Annotated in this window: 15 protein-coding genes; 8 read left to right on the plus strand and 7 right to left on the minus strand. The window is 69.9% G+C overall.

Features of this window, described 5'->3' with window-relative positions; genetic code table 11:
• Nucleotides 1-16: 16 nt before the first annotated feature.
• Entirely contained in the window at nt 17-1231 is a 1215-nt protein-coding gene (locus BGO20_RS21415) for a divergent polysaccharide deacetylase family protein (RefSeq protein WP_291659488.1), read from the plus strand.
• The gene (locus tag BGO20_RS21420; RefSeq protein WP_291659489.1) at nt 1228-1737 is read left to right on the plus strand and encodes an RNA pyrophosphohydrolase; all 510 of its coding nucleotides are present in this window, start codon (nt 1228-1230) and stop codon (nt 1735-1737) included. The genes BGO20_RS21415 and BGO20_RS21420 overlap by 4 nt, the downstream gene beginning before the upstream one ends.
• Nucleotides 1738-1776: 39 nt before the next feature.
• On the opposite strand, the gene BGO20_RS21425 is transcribed toward BGO20_RS21420, so the two are convergent.
• The 4 genes from BGO20_RS21425 to BGO20_RS21440 form a co-directional block, all read right to left on the minus strand.
• Complete coding sequence (locus BGO20_RS21425; protein WP_291659490.1) at nt 1777-2370, minus strand: hypothetical protein; 594 nt, start codon at nt 2368-2370, stop codon at nt 1777-1779.
• Nucleotides 2371-2552: 182 nt separating this feature from the next.
• The gene (locus tag BGO20_RS21430) at nt 2553-3926 is read right to left on the minus strand and encodes a chloride channel protein (RefSeq protein ID WP_291659491.1); all 1374 of its coding nucleotides are present in this window, start codon (nt 3924-3926) and stop codon (nt 2553-2555) included.
• 101 nt (nt 3927-4027) lie between these two features.
• On the minus strand, nt 4028-4669 hold the full coding sequence (locus BGO20_RS21435) for an NrsF family protein (RefSeq protein WP_291659492.1): 642 nt from the start codon (nt 4667-4669) through the stop codon (nt 4028-4030).
• Nucleotides 4670-4748: 79 nt separating this feature from the next.
• Entirely contained in the window at nt 4749-5303 is a 555-nt protein-coding gene (locus tag BGO20_RS21440; RefSeq protein ID WP_291659493.1) for a sigma-70 family RNA polymerase sigma factor, read from the minus strand.
• Between the two features lie 182 nt (nt 5304-5485).
• Between BGO20_RS21440 and BGO20_RS21445 the strand changes: the two genes are divergently transcribed.
• The 6 genes from BGO20_RS21445 to BGO20_RS21470 all read left to right on the plus strand — a co-directional run bounded on the left by BGO20_RS21445 (nt 5486) and on the right by BGO20_RS21470 (nt 11752).
• Nucleotides 5486-6370 (plus strand): CE1 family esterase, encoded by an 885-nt coding sequence (locus BGO20_RS21445; protein ID WP_291659494.1) that lies wholly within the window; start codon nt 5486-5488, stop codon nt 6368-6370.
• Nucleotides 6371-6440: 70 nt separating this feature from the next.
• Nucleotides 6441-8093 carry a thiamine pyrophosphate-binding protein gene (locus tag BGO20_RS21450; protein ID WP_291659495.1) on the plus strand — a complete coding sequence of 551 codons (1653 nt, stop codon included), beginning with the start codon at nt 6441-6443 and terminating at the stop codon, nt 8091-8093.
• A complete protein-coding gene (locus BGO20_RS21455) occupies nt 8093-9289 on the plus strand; it encodes an OpgC family protein (RefSeq protein WP_291659496.1) in 1197 nt (398 codons plus the stop codon). Before BGO20_RS21450 ends, BGO20_RS21455 begins: the two co-directional genes overlap by 1 nt.
• Before the next feature lie 70 nt (nt 9290-9359).
• Nucleotides 9360-10757: a tetratricopeptide repeat protein gene (locus tag BGO20_RS21460; protein WP_291659497.1), complete on the plus strand. Its 1398-nt coding sequence runs from the start codon at nt 9360-9362 to the stop codon at nt 10755-10757.
• A gap of 21 nt (nt 10758-10778) precedes the next feature.
• Nucleotides 10779-11264: a hypothetical protein gene (locus tag BGO20_RS21465; protein WP_291659498.1), complete on the plus strand. Its 486-nt coding sequence runs from the start codon at nt 10779-10781 to the stop codon at nt 11262-11264.
• Nucleotides 11261-11752, plus strand: coding sequence for a YHS domain-containing (seleno)protein (locus tag BGO20_RS21470; RefSeq protein WP_291659499.1), 492 nt, complete (start codon nt 11261-11263; stop codon nt 11750-11752). Before BGO20_RS21465 ends, BGO20_RS21470 begins: the two co-directional genes overlap by 4 nt.
• Before the next feature lie 16 nt (nt 11753-11768).
• Here the strand turns inward: BGO20_RS21470 and BGO20_RS21475 are convergent, their stop codons facing one another.
• Genes BGO20_RS21475 through BGO20_RS21485 form a run of 3 tightly spaced genes read right to left on the minus strand, consistent with a single transcriptional unit; the run spans nt 11769 to nt 14609 of the window.
• Entirely contained in the window at nt 11769-12923 is a 1155-nt protein-coding gene (locus BGO20_RS21475) for an NAD(P)/FAD-dependent oxidoreductase (RefSeq protein WP_291659500.1), read from the minus strand.
• Nucleotides 12920-14284: an FAD/NAD(P)-dependent oxidoreductase gene (locus tag BGO20_RS21480; RefSeq protein WP_291659501.1), complete on the minus strand. Its 1365-nt coding sequence runs from the start codon at nt 14282-14284 to the stop codon at nt 12920-12922. The genes BGO20_RS21475 and BGO20_RS21480 overlap by 4 nt, the downstream gene beginning before the upstream one ends.
• Entirely contained in the window at nt 14277-14609 is a 333-nt protein-coding gene (locus BGO20_RS21485; protein WP_291659502.1) for a (2Fe-2S)-binding protein, read from the minus strand. Before BGO20_RS21485 ends, BGO20_RS21480 begins: the two co-directional genes overlap by 8 nt.
• Nucleotides 14610-14638: the final 29 nt, after the last annotated feature.

Raw genomic sequence — 14638 nt, forward strand, 5'->3', positions numbered from 1 at the left:
CGAGGACGGCTGACCTTTGGCCGGAACGCCGCTCACGGACCTCAACCGGCCGCTCGGCCGCGACAAGCCTGCGCCCACCGGGAAGCCGTGGGCGCGCTGGCTTGCGACCGCTGCGGCCGGCGGAATCGGTACCGTCGTTCTGGGGCTCGCCCTGGTCGCTGCCCTGCGCCGCGATCCCGATGGCGGCGAACCCATGGCCGTCGCAACGATCGAGAAGCGCGCCGCACCGCCCGTCGCCGTCTCGACCGGCCCCGACGCGAAGCCGCACGGCCCGGCCAGTGCCTCTCAGCTCGAGAACGATGCCGGCGTCGTGGTCTATCGCCCGGACTCGGACGCGCCGGGCGCGATCGTCATCACCGTTCCCGACGATGCCGGCGCCGTCAGGCTCGCTCCCGCACCCGACACGCGGCTGGTGGAGCGCACCCGCTACGGCCTGCTGCCCAAGACCGGCCCGGACGGCGCGACCCCGGCGCGGATCTATGCGCGCCCGCTCGGCCCCGAACCGACGACAAAACTCGCCGGGCGCATCGCCCTCGTCGTGGGCGGCCTCGGAATCAGCCAGAGCGGCACCGCCGACGCCATCTCCCGTTTGCCGCCCCAGGTCTCGCTCGCCTTCGCGCCCTACGGCAGCGAGCTCGAACGGACCGTGCAGCGGGCAAGGAGCGAGGGACACGAGGCCTTCCTACAATTGCCGATGGAACCCTTCGACTATCCCGACAACGATCCCGGACCGCATACCCTGCTGAGCGGCCCCAAGGCATCCGACAATCTCGACAAGCTGCATTGGTCGCTCGGTCGCTTCACCGGCTATGTCGGGGTGATCAACTTCCTCGGCGGCCGCCTGACCGCAGATGAGACCGCGCTGTCGCCGATTCTGCGCGACCTCGCCGGGCGCGGGCTGATGGTCGTCGACGATGGCTCTTCCGCCCGCAGCCAGTTCGCCGCTGCCGCCAGCCGCGCGCAGATTCCCTCCCTCAAGGTCGACCGCACCATCGACACGGTCACCCGCGCCGAGGCGATCGACAAGGAGCTGGCCGGCCTGGAGGCGACGGCGCGCGAGCGCGGCATCGTCGTCGCCTCGGCCAGCGCCCTGCCCGTCTCGATCGAGCGCATCGCCCGCTGGGCTCAGTCGCTCGAGGCCAAGAAGATCGCTCTCGTGCCGCTGAGTGCGGCACGCGGTTTCCGCGATCCCAAGACGACCGGATCCCTCTCCGCTGGACCCTTGCGATGACCGACGCCGCCCCGGAAGGCTATCGCCCTTGCGTGGGGCTTGCCTTGTTCAATCGCGACGGCCTCGTCTTCGTCGGCCGACGCGCCGACAAGACCAAGCGCGAGCACGTGGCCCCGGGCTATGCCTGGCAGATGCCGCAAGGCGGCATCGACGCCGGCGAGACGCCGCTGGAAGCGGCCCGGCGCGAGCTGCAGGAAGAGACGAACGTCACCTCCGTCGAGCTCCTGGCCGAAGCTCCCGGATGGCTCAGCTATGATTTGCCCGGCGATATCGGCCGTGAAGCCTGGAAGGGTCGCTGGCGCGGGCAGGCACAGCGCTGGTTCGCCTTCCGCTTCACGGGTCCCGACGACGAGATCGACATCCTGACCCCCGCCGGCGGCCACAAGGCCGAGTTCGACGCCTGGCGCTGGGTGCCGCTCGCCGAGACGCCCGGCCTGATCATCCCCTTCAAGCAGGGCGTCTACCATCAGGTCGTCGGCCATTTCGCCGCTTTCGCCCAGGCCTGAGGCGCGCTCCGCCCGGTCCGAGGAGCGCCGGGGCGGCCCTTATCCGCCATGCATCGCCGCCAGGATGCGCGCGATCCAGTAGATCTGATAGGCGATGTGGCTGGCGGCGATGCCGATCTGCAATCGCCGGTCCGCCCACAGGCTTCCGGCCAGGCAGAAGGCGAGGCCGAGCGGCACCTGCACGAGATAGTCGCCGCTGAGCCGGTTCCAGTGCTCGGCTCCCTTGATCACGGTGTCGACGATATCGAGCACGAAGGCGATGGCGAGCAGCCCGAAGAACCAGCGCCGGCGCTTGATGAAGAAGTCTTCGTAGCCGGCGTATTCCGAGATGTTGTCCGGGAAGAGCAGCGCCGCGAGCAAATACAGCACCACCGCATAGCCGATCAGGAACAGGAAGATCTCGAAGCTGAGCGCGGGCATCCGCGACAGCCCGAATTCCCACCACCAGAACAGCACCAGCTCAAGCAGGATCGACCCGACCCAGAGCAGGTGCAGCAGGGAGAGGCGCTGGCGGCCGGGATGCTGGATGAAGCCGGCGAGGCCGGTGAGCGTTCTGGTAATGCCGAGGCCGACCACCATGCCCATCACGATGCGGACATGGCTGAAGAGTTCTTGCGTCGTCGCGGCATCCATGACCCTGCATAACGCGGCTAGCGGCCTGCGCCTAGATCATCGCGTGTCCTATCGGACGCGGTAACGATGATCTATCTCGTTGCTGGAGCATCGAATTTTCCCGAAAAGTGGAATCCACTTTTCGGTCCGATGCTCCAGCTCGCGCGCCCAACGCAACGAGCGCCGCAGCCGACTGCGGCGCCTTACGGCGCGGCGCCGGCGGACTGGGCTCGCCGCTGCCGGAGCACATCGGCGATGAAGAGACGCGACAACGCATGGTAGAGCGGCTCGCGCGTGATCAGCCGTGCAGTCCCGTAGCCGAGGACGGAGGCCGCCATCAATGCGATGACGTTGTCGTGGTTGCCGGTCATCTCGAGGATGATGACGAAGGCCGTCATCGGCGCCTGGACGACGCCGGAGAAATAGCCGGCCATGCCGAGCACCGCCGCCAGGCCTGCCGGCGAGCCGAGAAGGCTGCCGAGCGTGCTGCCGAGGCCGGCACCGACCGACAGGGATGGAGCGAACAACCCGCCCGGGATGCCCGAGACCGACGACGCCAGGCTGGCGATGAACTTCGCCAGGAAGAACGACGCCGGCAACGGCGTGCCCTCGATGGCGCTGCGTGCCTGCGCGTAGCCGGTGCCGAAGGTCATGCCGCCCGTGGCGATGCCGATGAGCGCGACCACGGCCCCGGAGAGAACCGCAACGATCAGGATGCGCCCGAGGGGCGATCCGGCCCGCCAGCGCCGGATCCGGCGCGTCAGCCAGACCATGCCGCTGCTGAAGACGGCGCCGAAGCCGCCGCCGATGACGCCGCAGCAGAGCACCAGGAACCAGTCCCGCTTCAGAACGGCGGTGGCGTCGGTGAAGCCGAAATAGGTGTAGTTCCCGACGATGGCGATCGAGGCGAGGCCGGCGATGATGACGGCGGAAAGCACGATGCCGTTGGTTCGGGCCTGGTAGGTCCGGCTCATTTCCTCGATGGCGAAGACGATGCCGGCGAGCGGCGTATTGAAGGCGGCCGCGATCCCGGCGGCCGACCCGGCGAGAATCAGTCCGCGAGCCTGGACCATGCCGCCCCAGCGCGCGACCTGCAGCATGATCGACGCTCCGACCTGGACCGTGGGTCCTTCGCGGCCGATCGAGGCGCCGCAGAGCAGCCCGATGATGGTCATCACGATCTTGCCCACCGCGATGCGCAGCGACAGGAAGCTGGAACGCTCCGAATCGTCGCGCAGGTGGCGGGCGGCGATCGCCTGCGGGATGCCGCTGCCCTGGGAGCCTTGAACGAAGCGCGCCGCGAAGAAGGCGCAGAGCCCGAAGCCCAGCGGCGTCACCAGCAGCGGCAGGAAGCGCAGCCCGTCCTGCCTGACGGCCACCTGCGAGAACAGATGCTGCGCCTCGTCCGCGAGCTGTGCGAATCCGGCGCTGACGAGACCGATGGCGAGCGCCCCGAGCCAGAACACCAGCCGCTGTCGCCAGTAGCGGGGCGTGATGACCAGCGTGCGCGAGCGCCGAAGAATCCGCAATCCACCACCGGCCACGCGACCAATCCCTTCGTACTCGACTCCTGTCATGCCGGCTTTAGCAGAATTCTTCCCCGAACTGTCGAGCAACAAATCATCGGCGAGGGCAACAGGCCCGCCATGGCCACCGCGTCAGACGGTCAGCGGACCCGTCACCAGCGCAGGAACCGCGGAAAAACCAGTGCTCCGGCGCTCGTGACCAGAGCAATCCCGATCATGTACCAGGTCGCCAGGAAAGGCGCGGTGTCGTCGGGACAATGCAGGCTGTAGGCGACGATCGCGAGCCCGGCGGAAGCGAGCCCGGCACATGCCCCGGTGAGCGGCCCGTCGACCGCCGCGCCCCGCCGCGCCAGCACCAGCAGGACAAGGAACGGTACCATCGCGTAGAGCGGCACCGCCACCAGGCAGGCGCGCCAGTAGTGACCGAAGATCAACGTAGTCCACTGCTCCGCAGGGGTCTGCGCGAGCGTCAGCGCGGCCCAGCCCACTACCAGCAGGATCGGCGCCAGAACCCAGGGCAGCTGCCGTGCCGGCTCCTGCCCCGGCCTCAGGCTGCGCTGGAACAGCGGCAGGGCAATCGCCGCGACGCCGGCGCCGAGCAGCATCTTGGCCAGCACCGGCATGCTCAGCCAGGCGCGGCCGAGATCGTGCCGCGGCCCGAGCGTGATCAGGACGAGACCGGCCGTCACCGCAAGCGCACACAGCGCCGCGAGCCAGGTCGCGCGGCTCAGCCGGGCCGTGTCCACCGGGCGCTGGCTTGCGACCATCAGGGAGATCAATTGATCAGTCTGCATGTCCGATCTTCGGTTGGTTGCGTTGGAATATTCGTTGCGGATCAGGGAAACGTTACGGACGTTCGGTGTCGCGGCCGGCTCATCCGGGCTTGCTCCCACTGCGGGACAGGAATTTGGCCATGGTTTGCAAGCCGCGATGAATCGCGACCTTCGCGGCGTTCTCGCTCATGCCTGCCGCAACCGCCGCTTCGGCGATGCTGGCCCCCTGCAGCCTGACCCGGTCGATCAGGCCCCGCGTTCGCTCGGGCAGGCTCGCCATGGCGCGATCCAGGTCGAGCCGCGCCTCCGCAGCCGCTGCGACCGGCCGGTCGGCCAGCCCGAACGCCTCTTCGTCGAGCGGCAGATGGCCGACATGGCGGCCGGAGCGGCGCAGATGATCGACCAGCTTGTAGCGGGCAATCGCATGGGCCCAGGCCGTGACCGGGCTCGCCGGGTCATAGGTATGGCGAGACAGGTGCAGCGCCAGCAGCACCTCCTGCAGCACGTCCTCGACCTCGCTCGGCTCGCGGCGCCCGGCCCGCGCCAGCATGTGGCGCAGATGGCCTCGCAAGCGCTCGCCGATGATATCGAGGAAGCGCCGATAGGCCGCCCCGTCGCCGGCGAGCGCCGCCAGAAACAGCGGCCTCAGCTGCATTTCAAGATCTTCGAGCGACAAGTCCGGTGCGCTTCCCGTCTATGTTGCGATGCGGCTTATCCCGTCGCATGCCGGAGCTCGGCTCACAAGCGCGTGACCGCCTGATGAGCGGCGCGGGAGCCGCCGCTACGCTCGCGGGCAGGCGCGGCGCCCCCGCATCCGCCTCACCTGGAGACCAGCCCATGGCCGCCGCAGCCCGTATTGCGTTCGCCGTCCTTGCGACCCTGGCGACGACATCCATCGCCCCGGCGCAGGAACCCGGGCCGTCTGCGCAGCCATGCCCGGCCGAGGGCGGATGCAGCGTCGCCGGCGGCTCCTACCGCATCCTGATCCCGCCCGGCGGCCGCCCCGGCCAGCGTTACGGCGCCATCGTGTATTTCCACGGCTATCAGGGCTCGGCCGCCGAAACCATCGCCGACGACGCCTTGGCCGGAGTGGCGCGCCGGCTCGGCGTCGCGCTGATCGCTCCGGAAGGGCTGGGCCGCAGCTGGTCGTTTCCGGGTTCGCCGAGCCGGCGCAGGGACGAGTTCGCTTTCGTCGGGCAGGTACTCGACGATGCGACGCGACGCTTTCCGGTCGATCCGCAGCGCCTGATGGCGAGCGGCTTCTCGCAGGGTGGCTCGATGGTCTGGTATCTCGCCTGCCGGATGCCGACGCGCTTCGCCGCATTCGCGCCGATCGCCGGCGCCTTCTGGGAGCCACTTCCGCAAGCCTGCGAGGGGCCGCGACCCAAGCTGATCCATGTCCACGGCACCAGCGACACCACGATACCGCTCGCCGGCAGAATGCTGCGCCAGGGGGCCAGGCAGGGCGACGTCTTCAGGAGCTTGGCCGTCCTCGCCGGCGGGAGCTGCGCGGCGGGCTGGGCCGATCTGCCCGGCCAGGCCGTTCCGGGCACGGCGCTGACCTGCCGGCTGGCAAGCCATTGCGGCGGGGCCCGGCTCGAGCTCTGCCTGCATGACGGCGGCCATTTCGCCGATGCGGCCTGGGTCGAACGGGCCTGGCGCCTGATGATGACCAACGAACCCGCGTCCCGGACCGCCGGTGCCGTGCTCACGTCTCCGTGAGGCTGTAACCGTGGGCACCGCCGCTGCGATCTCTCAGGCGCCACCGCCACGCGGACCGCTGGAGAGACCGATGCGCCACGACCCGATTTCCGCCTCCCGTCCCGGCGCGGGCACGGACCAGGGCTGCGTCAGGGGGGCCGATCTCGTCGCCGCCCGTCTCGCCGCGGCGGGTGTGACCCATGCCTTCGGCATTCCCGGCGGCGAGGTGCTGGCGCTCGTCGATGCGCTGGAGCGCGCCGACATTCGCTTCCTGCTCGCCAAGCATGAGAATGCGGCCGGCTTCATGGCTGAGGGGCTGTGGCACGCGACCGGCGCGCAACCGGTATTGATTGCGACGCTCGGGCCGGGCGTTGCGAATGCGGTCAACGTCGTCGCCAACGCCCAGCAGGATCGCGTGCCGCTGCTCTTCATCACCGGTTGTGTCGATCAGGCGCTCGCCGAGAGCTACACGCACCAGGTCTTCGACCATCAGGCCGTGCTGCGCCCCCTGGTCAAGGCGAGCTTCCGCGCTGCGCCCGGCACCGAGGATCTCGTCGTCGCCAAGGCGATCGCGCTCGCGAGACGCGGCCGGCCCGGCCCGGTGCATATCGACTTGCCGATCGCGGTGGCGGAGGCGCCGGCTCCGCACCGCGCGCCGGGGCGCCTGCCCCGGTCCGAAGCCGCCGTTCCCGCCGAGCTCGGCCCCGCGGCCGGACGCCTCGCCGCCGCGCGGCGGCCCCTCGTCATCGCCGGCCTCGACCTTGTCAACGAAGGCGCGGCACCTGCCCTCGAGCAATTCCTGGCCCGCACCGGCGCGCCGTTGCTGACGACCTACAAGGCCAAGGGCTTGCTGCCGGAGGACGACCAGCGCGTCATCGGCGGCATCGGCCTCTCGCCGCGCGCCGACGCGATCGTCCGGCCGCTGCTGGAAGCAGCGGACCTGATCGTCCTCGCCGGTTACGATCCCATCGAGATGCGCCAGGGCTGGCGCCATCCCTGGCCGCAGGACAAGCCGGTGATCGACATCGTCGCGGAGGCGATGCCGCACGGCATGCATGCCGCGACCCTGCTGCTGGAAGGCGATGTCGGGACGATCCTGGCGCGGTTGACGGCGGCGCTGCCGGCTGCGCAGGCGGCCTGGCCAGCGGGCGAGCCCGCGGCCGTGCGATCCCGCTTTCGCGAGGCCTTCGCCGCGCCGCCCGGCTGGGGGCCGCACGCCGTCTTCGAGACCCTGCGCGCGGTGGCGCCCGCCGGCACGATCGCCACCGCCGACTCCGGCGCGCACCGCATCCTGCTCAGCCAGATGTGGCGCTGCGACGGGCCGCGGCGGCTGCTGCAATCGACCGGGCTCTGCACCATGGGTTGCGCCTTGCCGCTGGCGACCGGTGCCGCGCTTGGCGCGGACGCTCCAGTGCTCTGCTTCGTCGGCGATGCCGGGCTGGAGATGGTCCTCGGCGAATTGGCGACGCTGCGCGATCTCGAACTTCCGGTCGTCGTCGTCACGCTCGTCGACGAGAGCCTCGGGCTGATCGCGCTCAAGCAGCGGCAGATGGGTCTGCGGCGGGCCGGCGTCGATTTCGGCGGCACCGATTTCACGGCGGTGGCCCGAGCCATGGGCGGGCACGGCGTCACCATAGACGATCGCGAGACTTTGCAGTGCGAGGCCGCCGCCGCCTTCTCCCGCAAGGGCTTCACGCTTCTTGCCTGCCGGATCGACGCTGCGCATTACGAGGGAGCCTTCTGATGGCGGCGGTGATCGACAAGGCGGGAAAGCGCCCGCGCGACGAGCGGCTCGACGTCTTTCGCGGCCTGACGATGCTGATCATCTTCGTCGCACACCTGCCCGACAACAGCTGGAACGCCTGGATCCCGGCGCGGTTCGGCTTCTCGTCCGGTGCGGAGCTCTTCGTCTTCTGCTCGGGCGTCGCCAGCGCCCTGGCCTTCGGCAGCGTCTTCGTGCGGCGCGGCCCGGTCCTGGGCACCGCGCGCATCGCCTATCGGATCTGGCAGGTCTACTGGGCCCAGATCGGCCTCGTGCTGGCCCTGATCGCCCTCGCCGCCGGCATCGACCGGATCTTCGACTTCGGTGTTCTGGCGAAGCAGTTCGGGCCGCTGATCGGCGATCCGGAGCGCGCCTTGCTCGGGCTCGCGACGCTGACCTGGCAGCCCGACTATCTCGACATCCTGCCGATGTATCTCGTCATCCTCGCCCTGGTCCCGGTGATGATGCTGCTGCGGCGCCTGCATGGCGGCCTGCCCTTCCTCCTTGCCGCACTGCTCTACGCGCTGGTCTGGACGCAGGGCCTGAACCTGCCGGGCAATCCCTGGACCGGCGCCGGCTGGTTCCTCAACCCCTTCGCCTGGCAGCTCATCTTCTTCACCGGCTTCTTCATCGCGATGAAATGGCTGCCGGTGCCGCGGCTGGGCGCGCCCCGGCTGATGCTGGTGGCAACGCTCTTCCTTGCCCTGTCGGTGCCGCTCTCCTTCTGGGTCGTGCTCGATCATTGGCCGGCGGCACAGGCGCTGCACGACGCGATCCTGCCCGCCAGCGAGAAGAACGACCTGCACATCCTCAGGGTGCTCCATTTCCTGGCGCTGGCCTATGTCGTGCTCAGCCTGATCGAGCCCTGGCGCGGCAAGCTGGATCGCGGCATCGGCCATCTCCTCATCCTGATCGGGCGGCAGTCGCTGGCCTGCTTCCTTGCCAGCGTCGTGCTGGCGCGGCTGCTGGGCGTCGTGGCAGACGCGACCGGCCGGGGCGAAGCGACCATGGCGCTGCTCAATCTCGTCGGCTTCGCGCTGATCCTCGGCACGGCCGTGGTGGTTGGCTGGTTCAAAAGCGCGCCGTGGCTGGCGCCGGGGCGACCGCAGCCCGGCCCCGCACCGCAGGAACTATCCGCCGGACTGCCGCTCCGGACACGGGTCCGTGAAGCGAGTTGAACGGCGTTTGATCGCCCGCCTGCGAACTCCCTCATGAGCGTTCGAAGCGAACGCTGCAAAGGAGCAGCCGATGTCACAGCCTCTCTATCACGATCTGTCCGGCGACCGCCTCACCGTAGCGAACGACCCCGCGCGCTTGGCCTGGAACGATACGCTCGAGGCCATGATGGCCCATGCCGCCGCGACGCCCGAGCATCTGGCCCGCACGCTCGCAGCCGATCCGGACTTCGCCCTCGCCCATGCGGCGAAGGGGCTGATGCTGCTGTCGCTCGCCCGTGCCGAGCTGGTCGGGGCCGCCCGCGAATGCCTCCTGCAGGCGCGAGCCTCCGCAGGGCTGCGGCCTGTCACCCGGCGCGAGGCGATGGTGATCGAGGCTCTCTCGCTCTGGCTCGACGACGCGCCGCGCCGCGCCGCCGAAAGGCTGGAAGCCATCCTGCTTGCCCACCCGCACGACGTGCTCGCGCTCAAGCTCTCTCACGGTCTGCGCTTCATACTGGGCGACCAGCAGGAGATGCTCGCCACCTTGCAGCGCTTCGCGCCGGGCTTCGGCGAGCACCACCCCCTCGCCGGCTACGTCAACGGCTGCCACGCCTTTGCGCTGGAAGAGCGCGGCTTCTACGCCGAAGCCGAGCGCACCGGCCGGCGCGCCGTCGCCCTCAGCCCCCGCGACGCCTGGGGGCGCCACGCCGTCGCGCATGTGCTGGAGATGACCGGCCGGGCCGGCGAGGGGATCGCCTGGCTCGGCGACGGGCGCGGCATCGCGCACGCCAACAATCTGCGGTTTCACATCTTCTGGCATCTTGCGCTGTTCAGGCTGGAACGCGGCGAGAATGCCGAGGTGCTGCGGCTCTATGACGAGGAGATCCGTGCGGAGCCGACTGACGACTACCGCGACATTGCCAATGGCGCCTCGCTGCTGGCCCGGCTCGACCATGCCGGCGTCGATGTCGGCGATCGCTGGGAGGAGCTCGCCGCCAAGGCTGAGGGCCGGGTCCACGACGGGCGCCTCGTCTTCGCCGATCTGCACTATGTCCTCTCGCTGCTCGGGGCCGGCCACCGCGGCGGAGCCGAGGCCATCGCCGCGGATCTCATGCACGATGCCCGCTCCCATGCGAGCCGCGAGCGTGCCGCGGCGGCCCGCAGCGGCGCGTTTGCGGCCCGTGGCCTGATCGCGTTCAGCGAGGGCGATCATCCCGAGGCTGCGCGCCTCCTCGGCATGGCCCGCGACGGCCTGCTGGCCATCGGCGGCAGCCACGCCCAGCGCGACATCTTCGAGCAGATCCATATCGAAAGCCTGATCCGCGCGGGCAGCCACGATCTCGCTGGCCGCCTCCTGGAACAGCGCCTTGCCCGCCGCGGCGGCGCCAACCGCTTCGCCGTCCGCCGCCTCGCCCAGCTGCGCCACCATGCCCCGGGACGTCTCGCCGCTCTCGCCGTCGCGGCGACCCCTCTCGCCATCGCACACTGACCTTGCAGAAAGGACCGCGCCATGACCACCGCCGCCATGCCTCGCAGCCTCGCTCTTCCCTCCAGCCGGACCGTGATCAACCTCGCGCTCGGGGGGTTCGCCGGCCTCGGCTTCTGGGAGCTCTTCTCCGCCGTGCCGACGGCCTGGGTTGCGGGCTTCCCGCTGGAGCCGCCAGAGCTGGTGAAGGCGCTGTTCTACCACCAGCTCGGCCTCCAGCTCTCGACACCGGTCGCAAAGCTGCTGCACTTCGTCACCGGTTTCCTATTCTACCCGATGGCGTACTGGGTCCTGACCCGCTGGGTGAAGAGCTTCGGCATGCCGGCCGATGGCTGGATCTGGGGCGTGATCACCTATTTCATCGCGCTTGGCTTCTTCGCCCCTCTCGGCGGGCAGCATTTCCTGCTGAACGACGTGCCGCTGCTGTCCCTCATGAGCCTGATCGGCCATGCCATCTATGGCTGGCTCGCGGCCTATGTCTTCGAGGCGCTGGAGGCGCGCTCGGCATGAACGTGCTCGCCCGCAGAAACCGTAAAGGCCTGGACCGGCGCGGCCTGCTTCTGTTCGCCCTGGCGGTCATCCCCGCCACGGCAGCCGGGGCGGCGACGACGCATCGCGTCAACACGCTGGGCTCGCCGGACGGCGTCGCGATCGGCGGCTACGATCCGGTCGCCTATTTCCGCGACGGCGGCCCCCGCCTCGGCAAGCCGGAGTTTTCGTTGCGCCATGGCGGCGCCACCTGGCACTTCGCCAGTGCCGAGCACAAGGCGCTGTTCGCGGCCGATCCGGAGCGCTACCTGCCGGCCTATGGCGGCTTCTGCGCCTACGGCACCTCGCGTGGATACCTGGTCAAGATCGAGCCGGAAGCCTGGTCGATCGTCGACGGGAAGCTCTATCTCAACTACGATCTCGGCGTCCGCACGACCTGGCTTCGCGACCGCGCGAAATATATCGGCCGGGCCGACCGGAACTGGCCGCGCCTGAGCACCATGCCCTGATGCGGGGTGGAAGCCCTCAGTCGAATTCCTTGCGGAACTTCTCGCTCACTTGAGTCGCCGAACGGAAGCGGCCGATCCCGAACGGCGCCAGCGGCGTCTGCGTCCCGCCATCGAGAATCATCTCGCTGAGGCAGGCTCCGACACCCGGTCCAATCTGGAAGCCATGGCCGCAGAAGCCGAAGGCGTGGAACAGCCCCGCCGTGGTCTGGCTCGGCCCGATCACCGGAATCATGTCGGGAAGATAGGCCTCGATCCCCGACCAGACCCGGATGACATGGCACTGCGCCAGCACCGGCGCGACGCGCGCCAGCGCCCTCATCGCGGCCAACGTCTTCGCCGGAGGTACCGGTGCGCGGTTCGCCTGCGGATCGGCGGCCGTGCGGGGATAGCCGGCGAGGATGACATTGCCGCGCGGGATCTGGCGGAAGATGACCGAACCGTCGATCGCCTGGATGGACGGCGCGATCAGATAAGGAAACGGCTCGGTCACGAACTGCGGCGGGCCGGCCGGAAACAGCGGCGCCGTTTCGCCGAAGCGTTCCGCGATCTCGAGCGCCCAGGCGCCGGCGCTGTTGACCAGCGCGCCACAGCTCAGGGTTTCCCCGTTGGCGAGGGCCAGCGTGAAGCCGTCGCCCGAGCGGCCGATATCGACGACGCGCGTGTTCTCGCGCACGCTGGCCCCATGCCGCGCCGCGGCTCGCATGACGGCCGGCGTCGCGAGCCGCGGATTGGCGGTGGCGTCCCGGGCCGAGAAGGTCGCGGCGACCGCCTGCTGGCCGAGCCAGGGCCAGCGCCGCCTGAGATCCGCCGGCTCGAGGCGCTCGATCGCCAGACCGTACGACTCGGAGACCTCGGCATAGCTCTCCAGCCTGGCATGCTCCTCCGCGTCATAGGCGAGGTAGAGATGCCCGCTCTGCTCGAATTCGCAATCCTCCCCGGTCAGGGCCTCGAACTCCTCCCAGAGCGCCTGGGAGCGCAGCGACAGCGGATACTGCCCGGGAAAGCGGCCTTGCAGCCGGAGATTGCCGAAGTTGACGCCGCTCGATTGCGCACCGACGACGCCCTTCTCGAGCACGGTGACGCGCTGGCCCCGCCGCGCCAGGAAAAACGCCGTCCAGGCGCCGACGAGCCCGCCGCCGACGATGGCGACATCGGTGGTTCGTCCGGTCATGACCCGTCCATGGCCGCGGCGAGCGCGATCGGCTTGACTGGTGCCTGGCCGCGCAGGCGCCCTGCGGCAAGGCCATCGCCGCCGCATTCGGCCGCGACGAGTTCCTGCAGCGCCGGTCCGCAGACGCGGCCCTGGCAACGCCCCATCCCGCAACGCGTAATGGCCTTGACCCGGTTGACCTCGGCCGGGCCGAGGTCACGAGCCATGCTGGCGCGCACCGCTCCGACGGTCACGTTCTCGCAGCGGCACAGCGTCACCGCATCGTCGAGGGCCGCGATCTGGGCTCGTGGCCAGGCGAAAGCGCGGGCAAGGCCTCGCTGGAAATCGCGCAGGCGCTGCACGCGCCGCGCCAGGCGCCGCGTGACGGCGATCTCTGCGGGCCGGCCTAGATCGGACAGGATCGCATGGGCGGCGAGGGCCCCGCTCGCCTCCGCTGCGTCGGCTCCGCCGATACGAACCCCGTCTCCCGCGAGATACAGGCCCGGCCGTGCCCGGCCCATGCCGTCGATCTTCGGCAGGAAGAGCCTGAAATCGGCATCATAGACGAATGTCGCCCCGGCCAGGTCGGCGAGCTGGGTTTCCGGCTTCAGCCCGTAGCCCAGCGCGACGGCATCGCAGGCGAAGCGGCGTTCGCGGCCCCGGGCGTCGTGCAGCAGGAGCGCCTCGACCCGCTCGCTGCCCTCGATCGCCACGGGCACCGCGCCATGCAGCATCTTGGTTCCGGCGCGCAGCGAGGCAGCCATATACCAGAGCCCTCGGGCCAGCGTCCGCGGCGCATGCAGCAGCGCCGGCAGCGCCGCCGCCTTGGCGCGAAGCGCAGTCGTGTCGGCGATGACGGCGATCTCGGCGCCCATCTCGCGATACTGCTTGGCGGCCAGCGCCAGCAGCGGCGACGAACCGAGGAAGGCGACGCGGCTCCCGATCAGGCAGCCCTGATCCTTCAGGGCCACCTGCGCGCCGCCGAGCGTGAACACACCCGGCAAGGTCCAGCCCGGCAACGGGGCGATGCGGTCCATCGCGCCGCTGGCGATCAGCAGCCTGTCGAAGCAGAGCGTCTCCGCACGCCCGTCGCGCAGCAGATGCAGCGTGTCGCCGTCGATCGCCCAGACGAGCGTGCCCGGCCGGTAGTCGATGCGCGGCAGAAGGGCCTCGAAGCGCCGATGCAGCGCGGCATATTTCCTCGCCTCCGACCCCATGAGGCGGGCCATGTCCAGCGCCAGGCTCTCCGCCGGCCGGCGATAGCCCTGGCCGCCGGCCCTGGCGCCTTCGTCGATGAGGATGGGTCTCAGGCCTGCGGCGCAGAGGACCTCCGCCGCGGCAATCCCGGCCGGGCCGGCGCCGACGATGACGGGATCAGCCACGGCCGCTCTCTTCGGCCGGACGATCGAACGATGCTTGCGGCATGGCGAACAGCTCCATGCCCTCGGCGACGGGGGTCGTGCAGGCCCTGATCCGGCCGCCGGCGGAGCTCCAGACCCAGCAGTCCTGGCAAGCGCCCATCAGGCAGAAGCCCGCGCGCGGCTCGGCGCCGAACTCCAGGCGGCGAAGCAGCGTGCCGTGCTGCAGCAAGGCGGCCAGGACGCTGTCCCCGGCTGTCGCAGCGATGGAGACTCCATCGAAACGGAGCGTCACCGCAGGTCCGGTCCTGGCGGCGACGCGGCGGAACTGAGCTGTCGGGGGCCCCATGAGCGATCCTGAATAGTTATTTCTATACG

The sequence above is a fragment of the Allobosea sp. 67-29 genome (genome assembly GCF_001898115.1).
Lineage (GTDB): Bacteria > Pseudomonadota > Alphaproteobacteria > Rhizobiales > Beijerinckiaceae > Allobosea.

What these genes read in the sequence shown, in the direction of transcription:
- BGO20_RS21420 (WP_291659489.1), top strand. Translation starts at nt 1,228, where the DNA reads ATGACCGACGCCGCCCCGGAAGGCTATCGCCCTTGCGTGGGGCTTGCC.
- BGO20_RS21425 (WP_291659490.1), bottom strand. Translation starts at nt 2,370, where the DNA reads ATGGATGCCGCGACGACGCAAGAACTCTTCAGCCATGTCCGCATCGTG.
- BGO20_RS21430 (WP_291659491.1), bottom strand. Translation starts at nt 3,926, where the DNA reads ATGACAGGAGTCGAGTACGAAGGGATTGGTCGCGTGGCCGGTGGTGGA.
- BGO20_RS21435 (WP_291659492.1), bottom strand. Translation starts at nt 4,669, where the DNA reads ATGCAGACTGATCAATTGATCTCCCTGATGGTCGCAAGCCAGCGCCCG.
- BGO20_RS21440 (WP_291659493.1), bottom strand. Translation starts at nt 5,303, where the DNA reads ATGCAGCTGAGGCCGCTGTTTCTGGCGGCGCTCGCCGGCGACGGGGCG.
- BGO20_RS21445 (WP_291659494.1), top strand. Translation starts at nt 5,486, where the DNA reads ATGGCCGCCGCAGCCCGTATTGCGTTCGCCGTCCTTGCGACCCTGGCG.
- BGO20_RS21450 (WP_291659495.1), top strand. Translation starts at nt 6,441, where the DNA reads ATGCGCCACGACCCGATTTCCGCCTCCCGTCCCGGCGCGGGCACGGAC.
- BGO20_RS21455 (WP_291659496.1), top strand. Translation starts at nt 8,093, where the DNA reads ATGGCGGCGGTGATCGACAAGGCGGGAAAGCGCCCGCGCGACGAGCGG.
- BGO20_RS21460 (WP_291659497.1), top strand. Translation starts at nt 9,360, where the DNA reads ATGTCACAGCCTCTCTATCACGATCTGTCCGGCGACCGCCTCACCGTA.
- BGO20_RS21465 (WP_291659498.1), top strand. Translation starts at nt 10,779, where the DNA reads ATGACCACCGCCGCCATGCCTCGCAGCCTCGCTCTTCCCTCCAGCCGG.
- BGO20_RS21470 (WP_291659499.1), top strand. Translation starts at nt 11,261, where the DNA reads ATGAACGTGCTCGCCCGCAGAAACCGTAAAGGCCTGGACCGGCGCGGC.
- BGO20_RS21475 (WP_291659500.1), bottom strand. Translation starts at nt 12,923, where the DNA reads ATGACCGGACGAACCACCGATGTCGCCATCGTCGGCGGCGGGCTCGTC.
- BGO20_RS21485 (WP_291659502.1), bottom strand. Translation starts at nt 14,609, where the DNA reads ATGGGGCCCCCGACAGCTCAGTTCCGCCGCGTCGCCGCCAGGACCGGA.